The sequence below is a fragment of the Oryzomonas japonica genome (assembly GCF_008802365.1).
GTDB lineage: Bacteria > Desulfobacterota > Desulfuromonadia > Geobacterales > Pseudopelobacteraceae > Oryzomonas > Oryzomonas japonica.
Map to the genome: position 1 here is coordinate 1 of NZ_VZQZ01000008.1, position 21,489 is coordinate 21,489.

Consider the following 21,489-nt stretch of genomic DNA (forward strand, 5'->3'; position numbering starts at 1 on the left):
CCCGCGACCAGATCGGCGGCACCTTCAAGCAGTACTGGAACTCGTTCAAACTGTACGCCAACACCCGGTTTGACCTGCCGAGTGAAACCTTCACCGAACTTCTCACCGGCATCAAATACTTCCCCACGGCAAACCTGATCCTGACCGCGGAATGGTACCAGAGCTACCCGACCTTCGACTCAACGTCCATCTACTCGATATTTGCCGTTGATCGTTACCAGGAAGCCCTCATCCGTGCCGACTACACCATCAACGACAAACTGTCGGTCAACGCCGGCTACACCAGGCAATTCTATGGTGAGAGCAGCGATGCCTCTGACGTCGTCGAGGTGGGCTGCCGGATTCGTCCGATCGACCAAATACTCATCAGCCTGAACTACGACCACAACAACGGTTACGGCGGCGACCTGAACGGAGGCAGCGCCGAGGTGAACTACACCCCGATCAAGCCTCTGGAACTGGCGGCCGGCCTCCAGTACGACGTCTACCAGTTCGACCGGACGACCGGAGACGAAACTGCCCGCAAATACTGGGTTGGTGGCAAATACAAACTTGCCAAGAACATGTCCGCGTCCGTCCGGGTTGAAGACAACGTCAATGCCCAGTACAAAAACGACTGGCAAGGTCGTGCGGTCTTCAACTACGACTTTTAGAAAGGAGGGACCTACGTGAAGCGAATTGTATTAATCCTGGCACTTCTCGGCTTCGGCCTGATCTGTTTACAGCAACAGTCGTACGCCGACAAGAAGATGTCTCACGCGGAATACGCCAAGATGGCGATCAAGGAATGCAACGACTGCCATAAAGGCGAAGGCATTGCGCCCAACCACGACGCCGACTTTGTGCGTGGCCACCGCGTCCTGGCCAGCAGGGCCGGCAACAACTGCAGTCAATGCCACCAACAGGCCTGGTGTCTCGACTGTCACCAGGGAGGCGGCACGGGGGACGACCTGTCCCAGAGCAATGCGGGCCGCGACTACAAACCGAAAAGCCACCGGAGCGGTTGGCTGCAGATTCACCCGATCAAGGCTCAGGACAACCAGCAGCAATGCTATCGCTGCCATGATCAGAAATACTGCACGGCATGCCACAGCAAACTTCCCCAGGCCGGCCTGAAATCACTGGGTTTCAAATCCCACAACAGCCAGGTGGGAGCCAGATGGGGCATGGACCATGCGACCGAAGCGCGGCGGAACCTACAGGCGTGCCAGACGTGCCATGCCGACGGCGACACCTGCAAGAAATGCCACAGCACAAAATCAGCAAGCGGTGGCGGTGTGAACCCCCATCCGCGCGGCTTCAAGGGCGGCAACTACAAAGACAGAAGCGGCGGCAAGGTTTGCTTGCAGTGCCATATGTCGGGAACCTTTTAAGTAATATCAACCAGAAGGAGGAAAACTATGCAGATCAAGAAGTTAAGCATGATGTTGCTGGGCGCGCTGTCCTGTGCCGTATTGTTGAACGGCTGCGGCGCCAGCAGCAAAGAAGCGGGCGTGCTTCCAAGCGATGTGCCCAGCGTTGGAGATGCCGTCTGCCGTCAGTGCCACAGCGCCGATGTTGATGCGTTGACTGGTGTGGGCATCGTTGCCCAGTACGATAGCAGCTCTCCCCACAAAGATTCACCATACGCAAACAACGGTAACGGTTGTGAAGCCTGCCACGGCGGCGGTGCCCAACATAATGGCGTTGGCCCGATCCCCTACCCAAAGCCGTATGACGGCAACGGTACACGTTGCGCAACCTGCCACACTGGCGGCTATGCTACAAATGCCCCAACCATGTTTGCCAGTTCCAAACATGCCAATGTTCAAGTGGAGACGTCTAGCCCTTGTCTGCGTTGTCACTCCAATGAAGGCGCGGTTCTGGGTGCCACTTACGGTTTGACCGGCAACAGGACCTTGATGGACAACACCACGTATCAGGGGCTTGTGCCACTGGCCAAGGAATATACACAGTTCAAGTGTGAAACCTGCCATGAGCATGGCGCCGGACTTCGACCGGTGAAGACACATGATGCAGCCGGCAACCTCGTCAACTGGAATCCCAGCGGCAGCAATCTCAATAACGACCAGTTCAACTTCTGCACCAGTTGCCATGGGCTCGTAGACAATGACCGCAAACATGTCATGGCGTCAGGCAATACCCCAACGATATTCGGCACCATATCCACCGTCAAGGTCGGCCATCACGAGACGACCTGGTATCGTGTCATAGCCACCACCCACTACAACAACCCTAACAATACTGTCAACGGAATCACCGGGTACGTGATTCGGAAAACAGGCGACAAGCCGTGCTTCGATTGCCATGCACATGAAGCCAGGACAAACACAAATCTGAACAATCCGGCCTCTGCTACCTATAGTGCAGCCAATGAAACCATTTACACCAAGTGGGCAAGTTCGGGACATGCGGGCGATCTTCTGAAAGCAAAGTACGCAGCAGTCGGCACCACTGCCAACAGCGCAGCTCTTGTTGATACTGCTATGACAACGGGGGTTAACGACACCACCGCCGCCGCCTGGAATCATTACGACTGGAGCGGTACCAGCCGTCAAACCTGCCAGCGTTGCCATACGGCAACAGGCGCTTCCAACTTCCTGAGTAATCCTGCGAAATATGACAACACCGCCAATGACTTCTCCCACTTGGCTGGCTGGAAAACCTCTTCCAAAAGCTCGAATCAAAGGGAGATGCTCTACTGCTGGGGTTGCCACAGCAATGCCGGCGCCGGAGTGCTGCGCAATCCGGGTGCCTATACGGCCCAGGAATACACAATGAACGGCGCAAAAGCCGCCTACCCGGACGTTGTCGCATCAAACCTCTGTATTGCCTGCCATTCGGGTCAGGCCAGTGGAGAAACCATTACCGCCCTTGCTGATACGAGCATGAGCAATGTCTCATTCGTCAACTCCCATTACATGGCAGCTGCCGGTACGATGTACATGAAGATGGGGTTCATCAACTTCACCTCTCTCACCGCGGTGATCGGTTCCAGCACGTATGGACAGACCCTCAAGTCCGACACCGATATCCAGGGCGGCGTTACCAGCTGGCACCGGAAACTCGGTACACCGGCTGTGGAAGGTGATGACCTCGCTGTTGGTAGCGGCATCCTGACATCCAATGGCCCCTGCGTAACCTGCCACATGAAGGGTTATGAAACCGGTACCGGCTCCAAGCATTTGGCACTGGCGACCCGCCCCGGTTCCGGTCACTCTCTGGAGATAGACACGAATGCATTCCAGCAGGTCTGCATTAACTGCCACTCTGACAATGGCGGCGCAGCTGATGGGAGCACGGTCTGGAGTGTATTGATTCAGCCGGCTTCCGATAAATTCCAGGCTGCGCTGACGGTTGCCACGTCACTGCTGCACAACAACTTCAACATCGACTATGACTCTGCCAACTACCCCTACTTCTTCCCGGTTGGCGTAGACCATACTGTCAGGACAAATGGTGTAACCGACTGGACTCGTAGTGGCGCGTTGACCAATGCGCAGGCCAAGAAGCTGATGGGGGCTTGCTTCAATATCAACATGCTCAGCCGCGAGCCTGGTGCTTACATCCATGCACGTACGTATTCCCAGCGGTTATTGTACGATACCATCGACTTCCTGGATGACAAGGCGATGAATATGTCTGTTGGGGCAACGTTAGTTGCGGCACCATTCAGCTATACTAAAGGTACTGACGCCAATACAGGTACTACCCCTGTTGTCTCATACCTGTTGAACCACAGCCACGGAACCGGTGCATGGAGCAGTCCGGAACGCCCGTAACCTGATCTGCAGTTTCTGCAATTCATAGATGTTAAATTGCCCCGCCTCGCAAGAGGCGGGGTTTTCTTATGGCCGGTAATTTGCTATTCTTATTTCGATGAACATATCCCACAAAAAAATCAATATACTGGCATCCTGCCTGGCCCTCTCCCTGCTGTCCCATATCCTCTTCCTTTACACCTTGAGAATGTTCGGGACCTACACCTTTGTGGCGCCGGTCAACCATACCCAGGCCGTCATGGTCGATCTGGCCAAGCTCCGTGAAAACAGCGCGCCGGTGGACCCCCAAAAACCCCGGGAGGCCAGCGATGAAGGCAAGAGCCCGCAGGAAGAACCGGGGGAAAAACGGCATGGAGCCCAAGCGGGAAAGGCCGACAGCCCGGCACCGACGGCGGGGCCGGCAGAGCATGTGAAGCTGAAGCCGGCCGACAGTCCCACCCCCAAGAAACAGAAAATCGACACACCTGCGGAGAGCAGTCAACCGGCAAGCGCTCCGCTGCCTGGTGCTGCGCGCAAGGCAGCGACCGCACCGGCAATCGCCCCGCCTCTGAGGACGGCGGGAGAGTTTCTGGCGTCCAAGAACGAGAAGCTCACGTACGCCATAAGCCTGCTCGGCCTTCCGGTGGGTAACGCCGAACTGGAGGCTAAAAACGAAAACGGAGAAGTCCGGATTACCCTGCGGATCAAGTCGAATACCGCAATCTCCAGCCTCTACCCCGTGGACGACGTCGTCGAAACGCGCCACATCGCCGGGAACTTCCTCATTACGAAGATAAAACAGCAGGAAGGCTCATTTAAAAGCGATATAGGATTCACCCTGTTTTTGCGGGACAAGAGCGTCTTCTGGATCGATCTTCTGAAAAAACGCAGCATAAAGGAATCCATTCCGACCAGCGACGTGCTCGATACCCTGTCGGGATTTTACTATCTGAGAAACCGGGCTTTGCAGGTCGGCACGACGGAGATGCTCCACATTTACGACAGCGAAGTCTATGCAGACGTGCCGGTAGAGGTCCTGCGCCGGGAAAAGATGCGTCTGCCCAATTTGAAGGAAGTGAATACCGTGGTTGTCCGCCCGCTCCAGCAGACCGCCGGGATTTTCAGGCGAACGGGGGAGATCCTGATCTGGATGACCGATGACGCCAACAAGGTGCCGGTCAGAATCGTCACCTCGATTGCGCTCGGCAAGGTAACGGCTGACCTTGTGTCGGCTGAAACGACGCCTGTGGACGAAAAAGCCAAGGAAAAATAGTTCCCGCCACGGCCATATTCTGGTAATAATAGCACCTTATGAAAAAGCTCATTCACTACACCCTGCTGGTCATCGCCTGTTACCTCGCCTATGTCGTCATTTCCCTGAGCCTGGCCCCGCCGGTCTCCAGCCTGACCGACCGAAAATTCACCATGACCATTCAGGTCAAGGACTGGCAGGGGGAGTACCATCCCTTTGTGGTCGGGCCGCCGAACCGCTACTGGACCCCTTCCGGCCGTATCCCGCCCGAGATGAAGTGGGCGGTGATCCTGGCCGAGGACAGCAACTTCTACACGCATGAAGGTTTCGACGTCAAGGCCATCAAGAACGCCATCAAGTACGACCTGGAAAAGAAAAGCCTCAAACGCGGCGCCTCCACCATCACCCAGCAGACCGCCAAAAACCTGTTCCTCTCCCGGGAAAAGACCATCACCCGCAAGCTCAAGGAGATCTACCTGGCCTGGCGCATGGAGCAGGAGTTGAGCAAGGGGCGCATCATCGAACTCTACCTGAACGTGGTCGAGTTGGGGCCGATGGTCTACGGTATCGGCAACGGCGCCCATTACTACTTCGGCAAACCGGCCTCGGCCCTGACCCCGAGGGAGTGCGCCTTCCTGGCCGCCATGCTGCCCGGCCCCCGGGTCGCCTATAATCCCTACAAGAACCTGGGGAAGGTGCTGCGCCGCTCCAACATGATCCTCCGGCTGTTACGCCAGAAGGGGGTCCTGAGCGAAGGCGAGTACCAGGCCGCCTTGGCCCAACAGCCGAATATAGCCGGGATGCAGCGCAAGGTGGATAAGAGCATCGCTACGCCGCCCGTATTCACGGCGCCGTCGTCGGCCAAAAACGAGCCGGCGGAACCTCCGGCTGATGCGGGACCGGAGAAGACGCCGGAAGGGGAAAGTACGCCTTCAGGGGAGCCGCCGGCCGGCGGACAGCAGCCGGCAACGCCGGATGATACCGGCCAGGAAAAGAAATGAATACCGTAATGACGGGGAAGACCGATCTCAAAAATCTGACGCTGCCGGCTCTGGAGCTGTTCCTCCAGGGCAAGGGCAAGGAGCGCTTCCGCGCCACTCAGATATTCAAGTGGATCTACCAGCATAATGCCCGTTCGTTCGAGGAGATGAGCAACATCTCCAAGGATCTGCGGGCCGAGTTGGCCGAGACCGCCTTTATCAGCGACCTTGAGCCGGAAGCGGTCGAGGAGGGGAGCGACGGGACGCGCAAGTATCTCTTCGTCCTTTCCGACGGCAACGCCGTCGAAGCGGTGCTGATCCCGGACGAGGGGCGCAACACCCTGTGCATCTCGTCCCAGGCCGGCTGCGCCATGGGGTGCGAGTTCTGTCTCACCGGGACCTTCAAGCTGACCCGCAACCTGACCACGGCCGAGATCATCAACCAGATCATGGCGGTCAGGCGGGAGTTCGATATCCGCAACATCGTCATGATGGGCATGGGCGAACCGCTCCACAACCTGGACAACGTCATCCCGGCCATCCAGATCATGATCGACGGTAATGGCCTGCAATTTTCCAACCGGCGCGTGACGGTCTCGACCTGCGGGCTGGTGCCGGAGATGGAGCGGCTCGGCCGCGAGGTGCCGACCGTCAATCTGGCGGTTTCGCTGAATGCCACCACCGACGAACTGCGCGACCGGATCATGCCGGTCAACCGGAGGTATCCGCTCAGGGAACTGCTCCGGGCCTGCAAGGAGTTTCCGTTGCCGGGGCGGCGCAAGGTTACCTTCGAATATGTCATGTTGGGGGGGCTGAACGATACGTTGGAGGATGCCAAGCGCCTGCTGCGCCTGACCAGCGACATCCCCAACAAGGTGAATCTGATCCCCTTCAACGAACATGAGGGGTGCGATCTCACGGCGCCGACCCGCGCTGCCGTGGATGCCTTCCATAAATACCTGATCGACCGCCATGTGACGGTCATCACCCGCGATAGCCGCGGCGGCGACATCTCGGCGGCCTGCGGCCAACTCAAGGGGCGGCTTAAAAAATGATCGGTAATGAATAAAAAAAACCTCGGAGGCCGGTAAGGCTTCCGAGGTTTTTTTGTTCGTCCAACGTCTAGCAGTCTGTTGAAAAATCCAGGTTGTTCAAAAATAGTCAGATCGTCGTAACCGCAGCAGGCCCTGAGGAGGCGTAGCAGCGCTACGCCGCACGAAAGGGCTGGCGAGGACGACGGCGAGATGGCTGTTTTTCAACAACCTTCTAGCGGGTTTCGGATGGTGCCCGCCTGTTGCGATACTCCACAACCGGCTGGTAGCCCGGGGTGCGCCGCGGCCTGGCGGCGGCGGATTTACCGGAATTATCCCACGGTTTTCCCTGTCCCTGCGAGGCGTTGGACTTGCCGCCCGGCTTGCCGAAACGGTTTGCTCCCGACCCTGCCGGCCTTTTCGCCCCTCCGGCGCTCCGCCGCAGGACGGCGAGGGGGGGCAGACCTTCAATATTCTGCTCGGGCAGCCTCTTGCCGATGAAACGCTCGATCTTCTCGAGATAACTCACTTCCGACCGCGACACAAAGGAGATGGCGATACCGGAAGCGCCGGCGCGGCCGGTGCGGCCGATGCGGTGGACATAGTCCTCGGCAAAGCGCGGCAGGTCGAAGTTGATGACGTGGCTGATCCCGGTGACGTCTAGGCCGCGTGCGGCCACATCGGTGGCCACCAACAGGCGGATGCCGCCGCGGCGCATGCGCTCGATGGTCTTGTTGCGGGCGATCTGGTTCATATCGCCGTGCAATGCCGCAGCCTGATGGCCGTTGCGGGTGAGTTCGCGCGCCAGTTCGTCGGCATCGCGCTTGGTGGCCGAGAAGATGATGGCCCTGGTGAGTTTTTCGTCGCTGACCAGATAGTTGAGGAGTTCCTTTTTATGGTGCAGGCTGTCGGCCACGTGCAGGCGCTGCTCGATCAGGGCGTTGGAGGTGGTCCGCACGGCCAGCTCCACCCGTTGCGGGTTGCGCAGCATGCGTTCCGCCATTCTACTGACGGTGGCATCCATGGTGGCGGTAAACATCATGGTTTGGCGATCCGAGGGAGCGCGGGCCACGATCTTCTCCATGTCTTCGCTGAAACCCATGTCCAGCATGCGGTCGGCCTCATCCAGGATCAGCATCTCAAGGCGGTCCAGGCGGACGCTGCCGCGTTCCAGGTGATCCAGCAGACGGCCCGGCGTGGCGACGATAATGTCCACCGGAGCGGAGAGCAGGCGCAACTGCTCGCGATAGGGCATCCCCCCCAGCAGCGTGCCGCAACGGGGGCGAAAGCTGCGGCCGTAGGTGCGGGCGGCCTCCATGACCTGGCCCGCCAGTTCGCGGGTCGGTGTGAGGACCAGGATGCGGGGGCCTTTGCCGGGCACGGCGGAGGGTGTCGCCAGGCGCTGCAAGGCCGGCAATACGAATGCCGCCGTTTTACCGGTCCCGGTCTGGGCCGTGGCGATCAGGTCGTGGCCGGCCATGGCCAGGGGTATGGATTGTTCCTGTACGGGTGTGGGGGTAGTGTAGCCGCAGTCGGCCACCGCCTTGAGGATGGCCGCATTGAGGCCCAGTTCGTCAAACGTCATTGAGTCTATTCCTTTTCTTTGGTGTTACCGGTGTAGAGACAGGCGCGCTCGGGCCGCAGGATCAACCAGAATGATCCATGGACAGGACGGCAGTACCGTGCGGCAGACATAATCTTCGCCTGCCAAATGGTCTGCTTGGTTCAATGGGATAATTGAATGCAGGAGGGGCAGAATGCGATGATCAAAAGAAAAACGACGGACACCATGCCGTCGTTTCGGGTGTAAGTCTTTCATCATGATAAAGGCCTTGATGCAGAAAGGCAAGCACTAAATTTTGCCGGCCGGAGAAGCGCGGCATGAGAAGCCGCCCGGAAAGCGGCATTATGGAAAATAACGGTTGAAGTTTGCGCCCAAAACACTTACAGTTTACGGCGTTTTAGCGAAACATTCGGGCAAGGAGCGGGATCATGAAGGATGCGGCAATCGGCGTTATCGGCGGCAGCGGGCTCTACGAGATGGAAGGGATGGAGGATGTCCAACGGGTGCAGGTGGAAACGCCCTTCGGCACCCCTTCCGACGAGTATGTCACCGGCATGCTGAACGGCGTGCGGATGGCGTTCCTGCCCCGTCACGGGCGCGGCCACCGCTTGCTCCCCTCCGAGGTCAACTACCGCGCCAATATCTATGGCATGAAAAAGCTGGGGGTTGAGCGGATCATCTCCGTGTCGGCCGTGGGCAGCCTCAAGGAGATGATCGCCCCGGGCCACATCGTCATCCCCGACCAGTTCATCGACCGGACCAAGGGCATTCGCAAGGACACCTTCTTTGGCGAGGGGATCGTAGCCCATGTCGGGTTTGCCGACCCGGTCTGCAACGACCTGTCGGAGGCCCTCTATGCCGCTGCCCTCAAGGCCGGCGCGGTCGCCCACAAGGGGGGCACCTACATCTGCATGGAGGGGCCGGCCTTTTCAACCCGTGCCGAATCGTTCATGTACCGCGAACGCGAGGCGGCAGTCATCGGCATGACCAATCTGACTGAGGCCAAGCTGGCGCGCGAAGCCGAGATCTGTTACGGCATCATCGCCCTTTCCACCGATTACGATTGCTGGCACACCTCCCATGACGACGTGTCGGTCGAAGCGGTGGTCCAGATCATCCAGCAGAACGTCGTCATGGCCAAGGAGATCATCCGCCACGCCGTGGCCGCCATCGATGGCCGGGAGCGGGGTTGCCCCTGCGGCAGCGCCCTCCAGTACGCCATTATCAGCGACAAGTCGGTCATTCCGGCCAAAACGAAGCAAAATCTCGATCTGCTCATCGGTAAATATCTATAGATTGTACCTTTAACAAGGAGATGTTTTTCTATGGGAATTGTTGTCGTCGGCACCGTCGCCTTTGATACGGTGGAAACCCCCTTTGGCAGGGGAGAGAATGTCCTGGGCGGTTCGGCCACTTATTTTTCCACTTCGGCCAGTTTTTTCACCGACGTCTCGCTGGTGGCGGTCGTGGGGGAGGATTTTCCCGCGGAGCACATAAGCTTCCTCCAGTCCCGGGATATCAACACCGACGGCCTTCAGCGGATTCCCGGCAAGACCTTTCACTGGAGCGGGAAATACGGTTACGATCTGAACGAGGCCCAGACCCTGGACACGCAGCTCAACGTCCTGATGGAGTTCCGCCCCAACCTGCCCGAATCCTACCGTGATGCCGACTACCTCTTCCTGGCGAACATCGACCCGGACCTGCAGATGGAGGTGCTGGACCAGGTGCGCCGGCCGAAGCTGGTGGCGTGCGACACCATGAATTTCTGGATTTCATCCAAGCCCGAGGCACTGAAGAAGGTGCTCCAGAAGGTTGATATCGTGGTGATCAACGAGGGGGAGGCGCGTCAGTTCACCAACCAGTCGAATCTGGTCAAGGCGGCCCGCGAGATCATCGCCCTGGGGTGCAAGCGGCTGGTGGTCAAACGCGGCGAGTACGGCGTGCTGATGTTTACGGCAGATTCCGTCTTTGCGGCACCGGCCTACCCGCTGGAGGAGGTTTTCGATCCGACCGGTGCCGGCGATACCTTTGCCGGAGGCTTCATGGGATACCTGGCCAATACGGGGGACCTGTCCGAGGAGGGAATCCGCCAGGCCATCGTCTTCGGTTCGGTGATGGCCTCCTTCAATGTGGAGGATTTCAGCCTTGATCGCATGAAACGCCTGGAATACCGGGAAATCGAGGCCCGCTACCGGAGTTTCAAGGCGCTGACGAGTTTTCGGGATATTAATGATCTCAAATCGTAACCATTCGATTTATTGACAAATTTGGATTGTTTTGCTAGCTTTGCCGCGGGGTTGAATACCGCTTGATCGGATGCCCATGAAATTCTGCCGGTTGTACATCGTTTGCCTTCTCATGGCGTTGGTTGTTGCCGGTTGCGCCACCGGGCGCCAGCAGGAGGGGAAGAACCCGGGCTCCTACCACTATCAGATGGGGCTTTCCTACCTGGGGGAGCACAACTATACCGGTGCGTTGATAGAGTTGACCGAGGCGGAGAAATTCGATCCCGAGAACCCGGAATTGCTCTATAATCTCGGTCTGGCCTATCTGGGCAAGAAGCGTTTTGATCTGGCTGAGCAGAAGCTCCAGCAGGCCATTCTGCTGAAACAGAACTACTCCCCTGCCCGTAACGATCTGGGGGTGGTGTATCTCGAACTCAAGCGGTGGGACAATGCCATCCAGCAGTTCAAGATCGTCAAGGACGACATCTTTTACCAGGACAGCGAGAGTGCGGCCATCAACCTGGGGCTGGCCTATCTTGGCAAGGGGGACTATCCCAAGGCGCTTGAGGAGCTTCGGGCGGTGATCGTTGCCAATCCGCGCAATCCGGTGGCTCGGCTTGCCTTGGGCAGGGTCTGGTTTGCCATGGACAAGACCGAGCAGGCCGTCACCGAATACCGCAAGGCGCTGGAGATATTCAAAGAGTTTGGCGCCGCGTATTATTATCTCGGCTTGGCCCAACTCAAGCAAAACAACCTTGATGCCGCCAAAAGTTCCTTTAACGAGGTGCTTCGCATCATTCCCGACTCTGAATTGGGACATGCATCCATAGGATATCTGGAGCTTCTCAAGTAAGCGAGGACTGTTTGTCCGAAACCGTGTCGCACAATGAAGATTCCTCTCCCACCAGTTTGGGAGCCGTTCTCAGGAGATGTCGCGAGTACCACGGCATCTCCCTCGATGAGGCCGCCGAGGCGACCAAGATGGGCAAGAACTATCTTCTGGCCCTGGAAAACGAAAAAACCAAGGAGTTCGCCAACCAAGCCTATCTGAAAGGCTTCCTGCGTATCTACGCCACGTATCTCGGCCTTAACCCCGACGACATGATCCGGCTCTATGATAAGCAGCAGATCCAGGACAGCGCCTTGTCGGCCACGGCGCAACAAAAGAAGGCTGCCGGCGACGCCCAGATCCCGAAGAAACGCATCTCCCTGCAAAAACTCGCTTTGCCGGCTTTTTTGCTGCTGCTGATCATTATCACGGCGAGCATTGTCAACCGCTCCGAAGCCCCCCCCAAGCAGGAACTGGCCCCCCCCCAGGTTTCCCAAACGCGGCCGGTGTCGGCTGTCGCGCCGCAGACCCCAGTCCTGCCGCCGCGGTCCAGCGCCCAAGCGCCGCCCCCCCCGCAAAAAACGGAAAAGAAACCGGTCCCCGCCGAACCACTCAAGGATACGCCGCCGGCCGACCAGGGCAGCGCCACGTCCCAATCGTCCGAGCAGTCGAAGAGTTTCATTGCGCGCATGAAGGTGAGCCAGAATGGGACCCTCAACGTCACCATCGACGGGGCGGTGTCCCAAACCTATGATCTGATGGCCGGCGATGCCATAGAATGGAAAGCCGAAAAGAACATCGCCCTTGAATTGTCCAATGCGGGCGGGGTGGAGGTCGAGATAAACGGCAAACCGCTCAAATCCCTCGGACCCGCAGGAAAACCGGTTTCCATTGTGCTTGACGCCAACGGCGTCCGGCCGTAAGACCTCCCGAGGAGGTTATTGAAAAATTCAGGTTGTTCAAAAACAGTCAGATCGTCGCACCCGCAGAAAAGCCCGGCGAAGGTGTAGCAGCGCTACGCCGCACAAGGGGCTTTCGAGGACGAAGGCCTGAAGGCTGTTTTTCAGCAACCTGCTGAGGAGAGCACCATGCAGATAGCAGCACGTTGCCGTAAGTGCGGTAAGGTAATGAGCAGCCAGCGTATCGATAACTACCGGGTCAAGATGACCTGTTCCTGCGGCTTCTCCGATTTCCGCACCCAGACGGAAAAGGTCAAGACCGTCAACCCGTTTTACCACAAGGCCAATTTCACCCCCTACGTGGAAAGCGAAAAGGGGAAGATGGTGCTGACCATGCAGCGGGCGAACCGGGAGCACATGGAGATCATCTCCCTGGAAGAGATCAGCATGCTGGTGTCTTCCGATTTTGAGCTCTCTGAAGTGCTGCACATGGTGGCGACCAAGCTGGCCGTGCAACTCCACGCCAGTGTCTGCAACATCTACCTCATGGAGGGTGGGGAACTGGTCCTGAAGGCGACCTACGGGTACGAACAGGAAAAGATCGGCATGATCCGCCTCAAGATCGGCGAAGGGATCACCGGCACCGTTGCCAAGGAAATGCAGCCCATCAACCTGAGCCGCGCCTCCCAGGACCCGCGTTACAAGGTCTTCCCCGAGCTGAACGAAGAGAAATACAACTCCATGCTTTCCTTCCCCATAACCGACAAGAAGGACGTCTACGGGGTCATCAACCTCCAGACCACCTCCATGCGGAGCTTTCCCGAAGACGAGATCTACTTTGTCTCGATCATCGCAAACCTGATCCTTTCGGCTATCAAACTCCGCCAGAAAATTGCGTCCGCCAAAAACGGGGAGAAAAAGTCCCCTATTTCTTGACACGGCGGTGCCCCGTGCTAGACTCACACTACAGTCTAAAGCGGGGAGCCCTTTGTGGTTGAGCAACAAAAACGCATACTGGTGGTCGATGATGAGGAGAACGCCCGTATTGCGCTCTCGAAGATTTTGGCCCGTGAGGGGTATGAGGTGGCGTCGGCCGGCAACGGTTACGAGGCGCTCAATTACCTGCGGGGCAAAGAGGTGGAGCTCATCATCACCGACATCAATATGCCGGAGATGAACGGGATGACCTTTTTGCGGGAATTGAGCAGAAGCCATCCCGACAGCAACGTGATCATGGTTACCGCCTATGGTGAGGTCGAGTCGTATATCGAGGCCATGAATCTGGGGGCTTTCGAGTATATCAACAAGCCGGTCAAGATCGATGAGCTCAAAAAGATCATCAGGAAAATATTCAATTGATTTCGCACCGGTGCGGCATTTTATGCCTTGATCTGAAATTGGTATTACTCCATTGACATGAGGGGGTTGTGACATGAAACCATTCACCAGGATTCTGACGGCCATCGACTTTTCGGAAAACTCCGACTATGCTTTCGACTATGCCCTGACCTTGGCGAAACAATTCGATTCCCAGCTTATGGTCCTGCATGTCATCAACGAGCCGGTCGATCTGCGCGGTTTCTATGTCCCCCATATCTCCTTCGAACAGTTGGAGAAAGAGATCGAAGAGGGGGCCGAAAAGATGATGGCCAAATTCTGCAGCGCGAAGATGGGCGATTTTACCAACTTCACCACCTCCATCGTCACCGGCATCCCCTACGAGGAGGTCATCCGCACGGCCGAGGAAATGGCCGCTTCGCTGATCGTGCTCGGCACCCACGGCCGTACCGGCATTGACCACCTGATCTTCGGCAGCACCGCCGAACGTGTCGTCCGCGGGGCCTCCTGTCCGGTGCTGACGATCCGTCTGCCGGCGGAACAATGAACGGTGCGCCAGGCACTTTTTCGGCGTGGCGCTCCCGGCTATGAACCCCCCCCTTCCCGATAGCAAGGCTGTGGTCGTCGTCATTGACGACGACCACCATATCCTCGAACTCACCGCCCTGATCCTTTCCCGAAAAGGGTATCATGTGCTTACCGCCTCCACGGCCCGCCAGGGGATGGACATCATTGCCGCCCAGGCGCCGGAGCTGGCGCTTCTGGACTACATGATGCCCGAGATGGACGGTCTTACGACCTTGCGGGAGATCAAGGCGCGTTATCCGGATACCTATGTCATCATGTTCACCGGCAAGGGGAACGAGGAGATTGCCGTTGAGTTGATGAAGGGGGGGGCCTCCGAGTACATCCTCAAGCCGTTCAACAACCGTGACCTGATCGACCGCCTCGACAACGTCCTGCGCATCCGGGAGATCGAGCTCCACAACAAGGCGCTGCAGCAGGAGCACGTGCGGCTCCTCGAGGAGATCGACGATTGGAACCAGGAGTTGCAGAAGCGGGTTCGGGAGAAGACCGAGGCGCTGCAGAAGGCCCAGTCGGAGATCGCCCAATCGGAAAAACTGGCCGCCCTTGGCTATCTTTCCGCCGGCATGGCCCACGAGGTCCGCAATCCGCTCAATTCCATCTCGCTCTTTGCCCAGCTCATGCGGCAGAACACCGCCGACCAGGAGCAACAGGAGTACCTGGGCAAGATCTTAAAGGAGATCGACCGGATCGATTCCATCATCTGCAAGCTGTTGGACGCCTCACGCCGCAGCCGCACGATCTCCTCGGACGTGCAGATCGATCGGGTCGTGGATAATGCCATCGATGCCTTCTCGCCCCAGATCGAAACCGGCAATATCCGCGTCGAGCGCCGCTATCACGGCGTGCCGCCGGCCATCAAGGCCGACCCTGCGGAGGTGGAGCAGATCTTCACCAACCTGTTTCTGAACGCCCTGGACGAGATGCCCGGCGGCGGTCGCCTCGACATAGAAATTTATGAAGAAAACGGCTGGGTGGTGGTCAAGGTGGGCGACAGCGGCGGTGGCATCCCCGCCGAGACCCTGCCGAACATCTTCGAGCCGTTTTTCACCACCAAATCCCGGGGCACCGGCATGGGGCTGCCGGTGGTCCAGCGTATTGCCCGCATCTACCAGGGAACTGTTTCCGTTGAGAAGACTTCAGCGGAGGGGACGGTTTTCCGCCTGGAATTTCCCGCCGTTGTACAAGCCTGAAGCACTAAAATCCCAAGGCGCCCGAGCATTCCACTTTTCTTTTGCACCATAAGTGGGATATAGTTACCCTTATTTTTCTTGAACGGGCCAGTCATGAAGGAATCGCGCGGAAAAATCCTGATTATCGACGACGACCCCTTTTTCCAGAAAGTGCTTTCCGACGCCTTCAACGAGAACGGGTTTACGGTCTTTAACGCCAGCGACGGCATTGAGGGGATCAAGGTGTTCCTGGAAAAGGCCCCTGACGCCGTGCTCTCCGACCTGGTCATGCCGCGCATGGGGGGGGTCAGCACCTGCATGGAAATCAGCCGCCTGGCGGGCGACAAGCAACCGGTGATCGTCCTGTTGACCTCCATGTTCCATGAACCTCCCCACGAACATGACGCCCCCGACATGGGAGCCAAGGTGCATATCCCCAAGTCCACCAAAGCGGTGGATATCGTCATCATTGTCGAGCAACTCCTGGGACGGAAAAAGATTCAGCAAGGCTGACGGATGCCGTTTATCTATCGCAATCTCATTCTCTCGCCGCATGACGGGGAGGACCGCCTGCCGGCGCTTGTCGCCGGACAACTCGGCGTCCCCCACGCAGCCCTGCGCGACCTCCGCATCCTCCGCAAGGGAATCGATGCCCGCCGCAAGCCGCGCATCAAGGTTATCTATACCGTCTCCTTCTCCCTCGTTGACGATGCGCCCCTCCTCGCGCGTCTCGCCCATGAGCCGGACCTGGAATGGCAACCGGAACCGGTGCCGGCACTCTTTCCGCCGGTCAGGTCCCCGCAGCGGATCGTCATTGTGGGCAGCGGCCCGGCCGGTCTGTTCGCGGCGCTGCGCCTGGCGGAGTACGGCCTGACCGCCACTCTTATCGAACGGGGCCAGCCGGTGGAGCAGCGCAGCCTGGATGTGCAGACGTTCTGGAAAACGGGGCTGCTGGACCCGGAGAGCAATGTCCAGTTCGGCGAAGGGGGGGCCGGCACCTTCTCGGACGGCAAGTTGACCTGCCGCTCCAAAGACCCGCTGGGGGCCTGGGTGCTGGAACAGATGGCCGGTTTCGGCGCGCCGCCGGAGATCCGCTACCTGGCCAAGCCCCATATCGGCACCGACCGCTTGCGCACGGTCGTCAGCGCCATGCGGCGGCATCTGCTGGAAAAGGGCTTCGCCATCCGTTTCGGCTGCCGACTGACCGATATCGTTACCGCCAGGGGGGCCGTTTCCTCGATCGTTGTCAATGACGGGGAGGAGTTGCCGTGCGACCTGCTCGTCCTGGCCAGCGGCCACAGCGCCCGGGACACCTATGAGATGCTGGAGAGGCGCAATGTGCCGCTGGAGCGCAAGGCCTTCGCCATGGGGCTCCGGGTGGAGCATCCCCAGGCCCTGATCGACCGGATCCAGTACGGCGGCCCGCGCCATCCCAGCCTGCCGGCCGCCGACTATGCCGTCACCTGGAACAACACCGCCACCGGCCGCAGCGCCTATTCCTTCTGCATGTGCCCCGGCGGCGTGGTCATCGGCGGTGCCTCCGAGGAGGGGGGCGTGGTCACCAACGGCATGAGCGGCCAGATGCGCGATACCCCGTTCGCCAACAGTGCTCTGGTGGTGAACGTCGCCCCGGACGACTTCGGCGGCCCGGACCCCCTGGCCGGCGTCCGGTTTCAGCGCCACTGGGAGCACCAGGCATTTCTGGCGGGGGGAGGCGGCTACCACGCCCCGGCGAGCAACCTGATGGGGTTCATGGGGTTGCCGGGCAAAGGGCGACTCTCGTCCAGCTACCGCCCCGGCATCGTCGAGGCCGACCTGGATACGGTGCTGCCGCGGTTCATCACCCAAACACTGCGGGAAGGGATCAACGAATTCGGGCGCAAGCTGCGGGGCTTCGTCACCGCCGAGGCCGTCCTGGTGGGTATCGAATCCCGCACCTCGGCCCCGGTGCGCATCCCGCGCACGGAACACTACGAATCAGTGGGACTTGCGGGGCTGTACCCGGTGGGCGAGGGGGCCGGCTATGCCGGCGGCATCATGAGCTCGGCCATCGACGGCATCAGGATCGCGGACACCATCGCCGCCCGGCTAAAAGGTTGATGAAAACAGCCATCTCGCCGCGTCCTCGAATGCCCTTTCGTGCGGCGTAGCGCTGCTACGCCTCCTCAGGGCTTGTCTAGCGGGTGCGACGATCTGACTATTTTTCAACAACCTGGAATTTTTTAAAACCCTCTAGGGATGAAGCGCAGGGCTGCGGGCCTTCCCGCTGATTTTCTCCGTGACCCGTGCCTCTCTCCGTGGTACATGTTGTTTCCGGAGGCCCTTCCGCCCCCCTGTTGACTGAATGCAAGGCCGTGTTTGTAAAGCAAAGGAGTGTCACGTGGCAAAACAATTCGTAGCCGATATCAAGGACCGGGATCCGGTCTCCGCTGTTTTTCTGGTCAAGGAAAAGATCATGGCCATGGCCAAGAACGGCAAACCCTATATGAACCTGCGCCTCATGGACAAGAGCGGCGAGGTGGACGCCAAGGTCTGGGACAACGTGGATGCCCTGGACAAGCTCTTCGAGCGGGACGATTTCGTGCAGGTGCGCGGCAAGGCGTCGGTCTATCTGAACAAGATGCAGGTGGTGGTGGCCGAGATCGTCCGGATCCCCGAGGAGACGGTCAATCTGGCTGACTTCCTGCCCGAATCCCCCCGCGACAGCGGCGACATGGTCCGGGAATTCGACGCGGTGGTGGCCGCCATCGGTGATCCGCACCTCAAGGCGCTCATGGAGACCTTCCTGGCGGATGAACCGCTCATGGCCAAGTACCGCTCGGCCCCGGCCGCCAAGGGGATGCACCATGTGTACCTGGGCGGGCTCATGGAGCATTCCCTCTCGGTCGCCCGGTTGGTGAAGACCATTGTGCCGCTGTACGAGGGGATCAACGAGGATCTGCTGGTAGTCGGGGCGCTGCTGCACGACGTGGGGAAGATCCACGAGATGAGCTACGAGCGCGCCTTTGACTATACGGACGAGGGGAAACTCCTGGGGCACATCACCATCGGCGTGGAGTTGGTGGAGGACAAGATCCGCATGGTGGAGGGTTTTCCGCGGGAACTGTCCATGCTGCTCAAGCACATGCTCCTTTCCCACCACGGCCAGTACGAGTACGGCTCCCCCAAACGACCCAAGACCGTCGAGGCCACCATCCTCAACTATCTGGACGACATGGATTCCAAGATCAACGGCATCCAGGCCCACATCGCCCGGGAAAGCGCCAGCACCTCCCGCTGGACGTCCCACCACCGGCTCTATGACCGCTATTTTTTCAAGGGCAACGGCATGGACGGGGAGCAGGAGGTGGTGCATGAGGAGTGCGGGGAGCAGGTGCCGGAGTCGGGTGAGCCGGTCATCCAGGTCGAGCCCCCTGCCCGCCCGGCGCAGCGGGAGGGGAAACCGGGCTTCAGCAACCAGCCCCTGAAGGCGCTGGAGAATCTGGACCTGTTTTAGCTGGTTGTTGAAAAACAGCCATCTCGCCGCCGTCCTCGAAAGCCCCTTGTGCAGCGTAGCGTTGCTACGCTTCCGCGGGGCTTTTCTGCGAGTGCGACGATCTGACTATTTTTGAACAACCAGGGCTCTCCATCAGGTTTATACCTTCACCAACCCCCGCAGTACCCCCAGATTCACCCCATCCATCTCGTCGTTGTCCCCTTTTGGGGTTTCCAGGATCTTGGGGATGGCGGCGAAACGCGGATCGTTGAGGATGAAGCGGAAGGGGTTCAGCCCCAGGGCGCCCTGGCCGATGTGGTCGTGCCGGTCCACCCGGGAGCCGAGCCCCTTCTTCGAGTCGTTGAAGTGGAAGCATTGCAGGAGTCCCAGACCGATGATGCGGTCGAACTGGGCCATGGTGTCGGCATACCCCTCCTCCGTGGCGGTGTCGTAGCCCGCGGCAAAGGTGTGGCAGGTGTCGAAGCAGACGCCGAATTTGTCCGGGAATTTCGAGCCGTCGATGATGGCCTGCAACTCCTCGAAGGTCCTGCCCAGGTTGGTCCCCTGCCCGGCGGTCGTTTCCAGCAGGACCCTGCCCTCAAATTGCGGGACTTCCCGGAACAAGTGGTCAAAGGCCTCGATCACCCGTCCCAGACCGGTCGCAGGCTCGTCCGTCAGGTGCGAGCCGGGGTGCATGACCACCTTGGCGATACCGAGGCGGGCGCAGGTCTCCAACTCGTCCCGGAACGCTGCCAGACTCTTGTCCCGCACCTCGCCGGGCGCTGCCGCCAGGTTGATCAGGTAGATGTCGTGGGAAATCACCTCGTGCAGGCCGGAGGCGGCGAATTTTTCCCGAAACAGGGCGGCGTCCGCCTCGCTGACCGGTTTCCCCTTCCACTGGTTCGAGTTGCGGGTGAAGATCTGCACCACGCCGCAGCCGGCGGCAACGGCCCGGTCGATGGCCAGGTGCAGGCCGCCGGAGATGGACATGTGAGCACCGAGATAATCGTTCATGCAAAGCTCCCTTCTCGCCACGGAGGCGCAGGGCTCACAGAGAAAAAGGGCGGCATCATTTCCGAAAATCCGGCACGTCTCCGCGTCCCCGCAGCCCAGTGGTACAATTCAGTATTTACACCAGATTCATATGGTTCCCGTAGAAGTGGGCATCTACCTCGTCACCGGCGGCGAAGCGGGTGCTCTCGGCCGGCAGGACGGCGATGGCCTCGGCGTCCACCATGGTCTTGAGGATCGCGGTCTGCTGGTCCCCGGCCGACGTCGCATACCAGCGCCCGTCTACCCGTTCCAGGCGGATGCGCACGATCTGTACCTTGCCCGCCTTCTTGCGCACCTCGTTGCGCAGCACGACCTTGAAGAGCTGCGGCAGCACCCGGCGATACCCCTGCATCGTGAGCAGGGCCGGCCGCACGAACTCCTCGAAGGTGATCATGGTGGAGACCGGATTGCCGGGGAGGGAGAACACGGGGGTCGTGCCGTGGAGGGCAAAGGCCGTCGGCCCGCCCGGCTTGATGCCGACCTTCCAGAATACCTGCCGCGCACCCAACTCTTCCAGTACGTCACGCACCAGGTCGCGGTCGCCGGCCGAGACGCCGGCCGAGGTAATGAGGACGTCGGCCTTCAACCCTTCCCGCAGCTTCTCCAGGTGGCTTTCGCGGGTATCCCGGGCGATGCCGATGATCAGGGGAATGGCGCCCGCTTCCCGTACCGCGGCCGCCAGGGAGAGGGCGTTGCTGTTGACGATCTCTCCCGGCCCGGGCGTTGTGCCCAACTCCACAAGCTCGTCGCCGGTGGAGAGGATCGCCACGGTGGGGCGGCGGTAGACCGGCACCAGCGCCTTGCCGAAGCTGGCCAGCATGTTCACCTCCGGGGGGCGGATGATCGAACCGCCCCGGACAAAGGTCACCCCTGCGGCAACATCTTCGCCCCGGAAGCGGATATGCTGCCCCTTCTGGACCGGCTCGTTCAGGACGACCTCCCGGTCGCCGTTGTCGGTTTCCTCCACCGGGACCACCGCATCGCACCCTTCGGGGGTCGGTGCGCCGGTCATGATCCTGACGGCGCAGCCCCGTTCCACGCGCACGCCGTCGGCCTTGGCCCCGGCCGGCAGGAAACCGCTGACCCGCAGTGTGCAGGGGGTTGTATCGCAATCGGCGGACCTGACGGCATAGCCGTCCATGGCCGAGTTATTCCACAAGGGCATGTCCCACGGCGCGGCCACATCGGTGGCCACGACACGGCCAACGGCGTCCAAGAGATGAATTCGCTCCGTACCAATGGGCGCAACGGAGGCAAGAATGACGCTCCGGGCTTCTTCGAATGAAACCATGCAATCCCTCCTGACAGATGATGGTGAACCG

General features: G+C 59.5%; 19 protein-coding genes and 1 pseudogene. 17 read left to right on the top strand and 3 right to left on the bottom strand.

What is annotated here, in order from left to right:
* The 6 genes and pseudogenes from F6V25_RS17015 to rlmN form a co-directional block, all read left to right on the top strand.
* Positions 1-653, top strand: a pseudogene (locus F6V25_RS17015) (hypothetical protein); the annotation flags it as partial.
* Between the two features lie 15 nt (positions 654-668).
* On the top strand, positions 669-1,373 hold the full coding sequence (locus F6V25_RS12545; RefSeq protein WP_246167040.1) for a cytochrome c3 family protein: 705 nt from the start codon (positions 669-671) through the stop codon (positions 1,371-1,373).
* Positions 1,374-1,400: 27 nt separating this feature from the next.
* On the top strand, positions 1,401-3,782 hold the full coding sequence (locus tag F6V25_RS12550; RefSeq protein ID WP_151128903.1) for a cytochrome C: 2,382 nt from the start codon (positions 1,401-1,403) through the stop codon (positions 3,780-3,782).
* Between the two features lie 97 nt (positions 3,783-3,879).
* Positions 3,880-5,034 (top strand): DUF3108 domain-containing protein, encoded by a 1,155-nt coding sequence (locus tag F6V25_RS12555; RefSeq protein WP_151128904.1) that lies wholly within the window; start codon positions 3,880-3,882, stop codon positions 5,032-5,034.
* A gap of 38 nt (positions 5,035-5,072) precedes the next feature.
* Complete coding sequence (locus F6V25_RS12560) at positions 5,073-6,014, top strand: transglycosylase domain-containing protein (protein ID WP_151128905.1); 942 nt, start codon at positions 5,073-5,075, stop codon at positions 6,012-6,014.
* Complete coding sequence (gene rlmN, locus F6V25_RS12565) at positions 6,011-7,048, top strand: dual-specificity RNA methyltransferase RlmN (protein WP_246167041.1); 1,038 nt, start codon at positions 6,011-6,013, stop codon at positions 7,046-7,048. Before F6V25_RS12560 ends, rlmN begins: the two co-directional genes overlap by 4 nt.
* A 211-nt stretch (positions 7,049-7,259) precedes the next feature.
* Here rlmN and F6V25_RS12570 read toward each other — a convergent pair whose 3' ends face one another.
* A complete protein-coding gene (locus F6V25_RS12570; RefSeq protein ID WP_151128906.1) occupies positions 7,260-8,609 on the bottom strand; it encodes a DEAD/DEAH box helicase in 1,350 nt (449 codons plus the stop codon).
* 407 nt (positions 8,610-9,016) lie between these two features.
* Here F6V25_RS12570 and mtnP point away from each other — a divergent pair, with 407 nt between their 5' ends.
* From mtnP to F6V25_RS12625, 11 genes are all read left to right on the top strand, one after another.
* Complete coding sequence (mtnP, locus tag F6V25_RS12575) at positions 9,017-9,883, top strand: S-methyl-5'-thioadenosine phosphorylase (protein WP_151128907.1); 867 nt, start codon at positions 9,017-9,019, stop codon at positions 9,881-9,883.
* A 30-nt stretch (positions 9,884-9,913) separates the two neighbouring features.
* Positions 9,914-10,837, top strand: a complete 924-nt coding sequence (locus F6V25_RS12580; protein WP_149307799.1) for a PfkB family carbohydrate kinase — start codon at positions 9,914-9,916, stop codon at positions 10,835-10,837.
* A gap of 76 nt (positions 10,838-10,913) precedes the next feature.
* Positions 10,914-11,669 (top strand): tetratricopeptide repeat protein, encoded by a 756-nt coding sequence (locus F6V25_RS12585; protein ID WP_151128908.1) that lies wholly within the window; start codon positions 10,914-10,916, stop codon positions 11,667-11,669.
* Positions 11,670-11,680: 11 nt separating this feature from the next.
* Positions 11,681-12,568, top strand: a complete 888-nt coding sequence (locus F6V25_RS12590; RefSeq protein ID WP_151128909.1) for a helix-turn-helix domain-containing protein — start codon at positions 11,681-11,683, stop codon at positions 12,566-12,568.
* A 165-nt stretch (positions 12,569-12,733) separates the two neighbouring features.
* Positions 12,734-13,480, top strand: coding sequence for a GAF domain-containing protein (locus F6V25_RS12595; protein WP_151128910.1), 747 nt, complete (start codon positions 12,734-12,736; stop codon positions 13,478-13,480).
* A 54-nt stretch (positions 13,481-13,534) separates the two neighbouring features.
* Entirely contained in the window at positions 13,535-13,903 is a 369-nt protein-coding gene (locus F6V25_RS12600) for a response regulator (protein WP_149307794.1), read from the top strand.
* Between the two features lie 73 nt (positions 13,904-13,976).
* On the top strand, positions 13,977-14,429 hold the full coding sequence (locus F6V25_RS12605; RefSeq protein ID WP_151128911.1) for a universal stress protein: 453 nt from the start codon (positions 13,977-13,979) through the stop codon (positions 14,427-14,429).
* A 40-nt stretch (positions 14,430-14,469) separates the two neighbouring features.
* A complete protein-coding gene (locus F6V25_RS12610) occupies positions 14,470-15,660 on the top strand; it encodes a hybrid sensor histidine kinase/response regulator (RefSeq protein ID WP_151128912.1) in 1,191 nt (396 codons plus the stop codon).
* 93 nt (positions 15,661-15,753) lie between these two features.
* The gene (locus F6V25_RS12615; protein ID WP_149307791.1) at positions 15,754-16,152 is read left to right on the top strand and encodes a response regulator; all 399 of its coding nucleotides are present in this window, start codon (positions 15,754-15,756) and stop codon (positions 16,150-16,152) included.
* Between the two features lie 3 nt (positions 16,153-16,155).
* Positions 16,156-17,739, top strand: a complete 1,584-nt coding sequence (locus F6V25_RS12620) for an NAD(P)/FAD-dependent oxidoreductase (RefSeq protein ID WP_151128913.1) — start codon at positions 16,156-16,158, stop codon at positions 17,737-17,739.
* A gap of 280 nt (positions 17,740-18,019) precedes the next feature.
* On the top strand, positions 18,020-19,135 hold the full coding sequence (locus F6V25_RS12625; RefSeq protein WP_151128914.1) for a 3'-5' exoribonuclease YhaM family protein: 1,116 nt from the start codon (positions 18,020-18,022) through the stop codon (positions 19,133-19,135).
* A 138-nt stretch (positions 19,136-19,273) separates the two neighbouring features.
* On the opposite strand, the gene F6V25_RS12630 is transcribed toward F6V25_RS12625, so the two are convergent.
* Together F6V25_RS12630 and F6V25_RS12635 are read right to left on the bottom strand one after the other, a co-directional pair.
* Positions 19,274-20,128, bottom strand: coding sequence for a deoxyribonuclease IV (locus F6V25_RS12630; RefSeq protein ID WP_151128915.1), 855 nt, complete (start codon positions 20,126-20,128; stop codon positions 19,274-19,276).
* A gap of 115 nt (positions 20,129-20,243) precedes the next feature.
* Complete coding sequence (locus tag F6V25_RS12635) at positions 20,244-21,458, bottom strand: molybdopterin molybdotransferase MoeA (protein WP_151128916.1); 1,215 nt, start codon at positions 21,456-21,458, stop codon at positions 20,244-20,246.
* Positions 21,459-21,489: the final 31 nt, after the last annotated feature.

Bases quoted from the DNA above. Each gene is read 5' to 3' on its own strand.
- F6V25_RS12550 (WP_151128903.1), top strand. From the start codon at position 1,401: ATGCAGATCAAGAAGTTAAGCATGATGTTGCTGGGCGCGCTGTCCTGT.
- F6V25_RS12555 (WP_151128904.1), top strand. From the start codon at position 3,880: ATGAACATATCCCACAAAAAAATCAATATACTGGCATCCTGCCTGGCC.
- F6V25_RS12560 (WP_151128905.1), top strand. From the start codon at position 5,073: ATGAAAAAGCTCATTCACTACACCCTGCTGGTCATCGCCTGTTACCTC.
- rlmN (WP_246167041.1), top strand. From the start codon at position 6,011: ATGAATACCGTAATGACGGGGAAGACCGATCTCAAAAATCTGACGCTG.
- F6V25_RS12570 (WP_151128906.1), bottom strand. From the start codon at position 8,609: ATGACGTTTGACGAACTGGGCCTCAATGCGGCCATCCTCAAGGCGGTG.
- mtnP (WP_151128907.1), top strand. From the start codon at position 9,017: ATGAAGGATGCGGCAATCGGCGTTATCGGCGGCAGCGGGCTCTACGAG.
- F6V25_RS12580 (WP_149307799.1), top strand. From the start codon at position 9,914: ATGGGAATTGTTGTCGTCGGCACCGTCGCCTTTGATACGGTGGAAACC.
- F6V25_RS12585 (WP_151128908.1), top strand. From the start codon at position 10,914: ATGAAATTCTGCCGGTTGTACATCGTTTGCCTTCTCATGGCGTTGGTT.
- F6V25_RS12595 (WP_151128910.1), top strand. From the start codon at position 12,734: ATGCAGATAGCAGCACGTTGCCGTAAGTGCGGTAAGGTAATGAGCAGC.
- F6V25_RS12605 (WP_151128911.1), top strand. From the start codon at position 13,977: ATGAAACCATTCACCAGGATTCTGACGGCCATCGACTTTTCGGAAAAC.
- F6V25_RS12610 (WP_151128912.1), top strand. From the start codon at position 14,470: ATGAACCCCCCCCTTCCCGATAGCAAGGCTGTGGTCGTCGTCATTGAC.
- F6V25_RS12615 (WP_149307791.1), top strand. From the start codon at position 15,754: ATGAAGGAATCGCGCGGAAAAATCCTGATTATCGACGACGACCCCTTT.
- F6V25_RS12620 (WP_151128913.1), top strand. From the start codon at position 16,156: ATGCCGTTTATCTATCGCAATCTCATTCTCTCGCCGCATGACGGGGAG.
- F6V25_RS12630 (WP_151128915.1), bottom strand. From the start codon at position 20,128: ATGAACGATTATCTCGGTGCTCACATGTCCATCTCCGGCGGCCTGCAC.
- F6V25_RS12635 (WP_151128916.1), bottom strand. From the start codon at position 21,458: ATGGTTTCATTCGAAGAAGCCCGGAGCGTCATTCTTGCCTCCGTTGCG.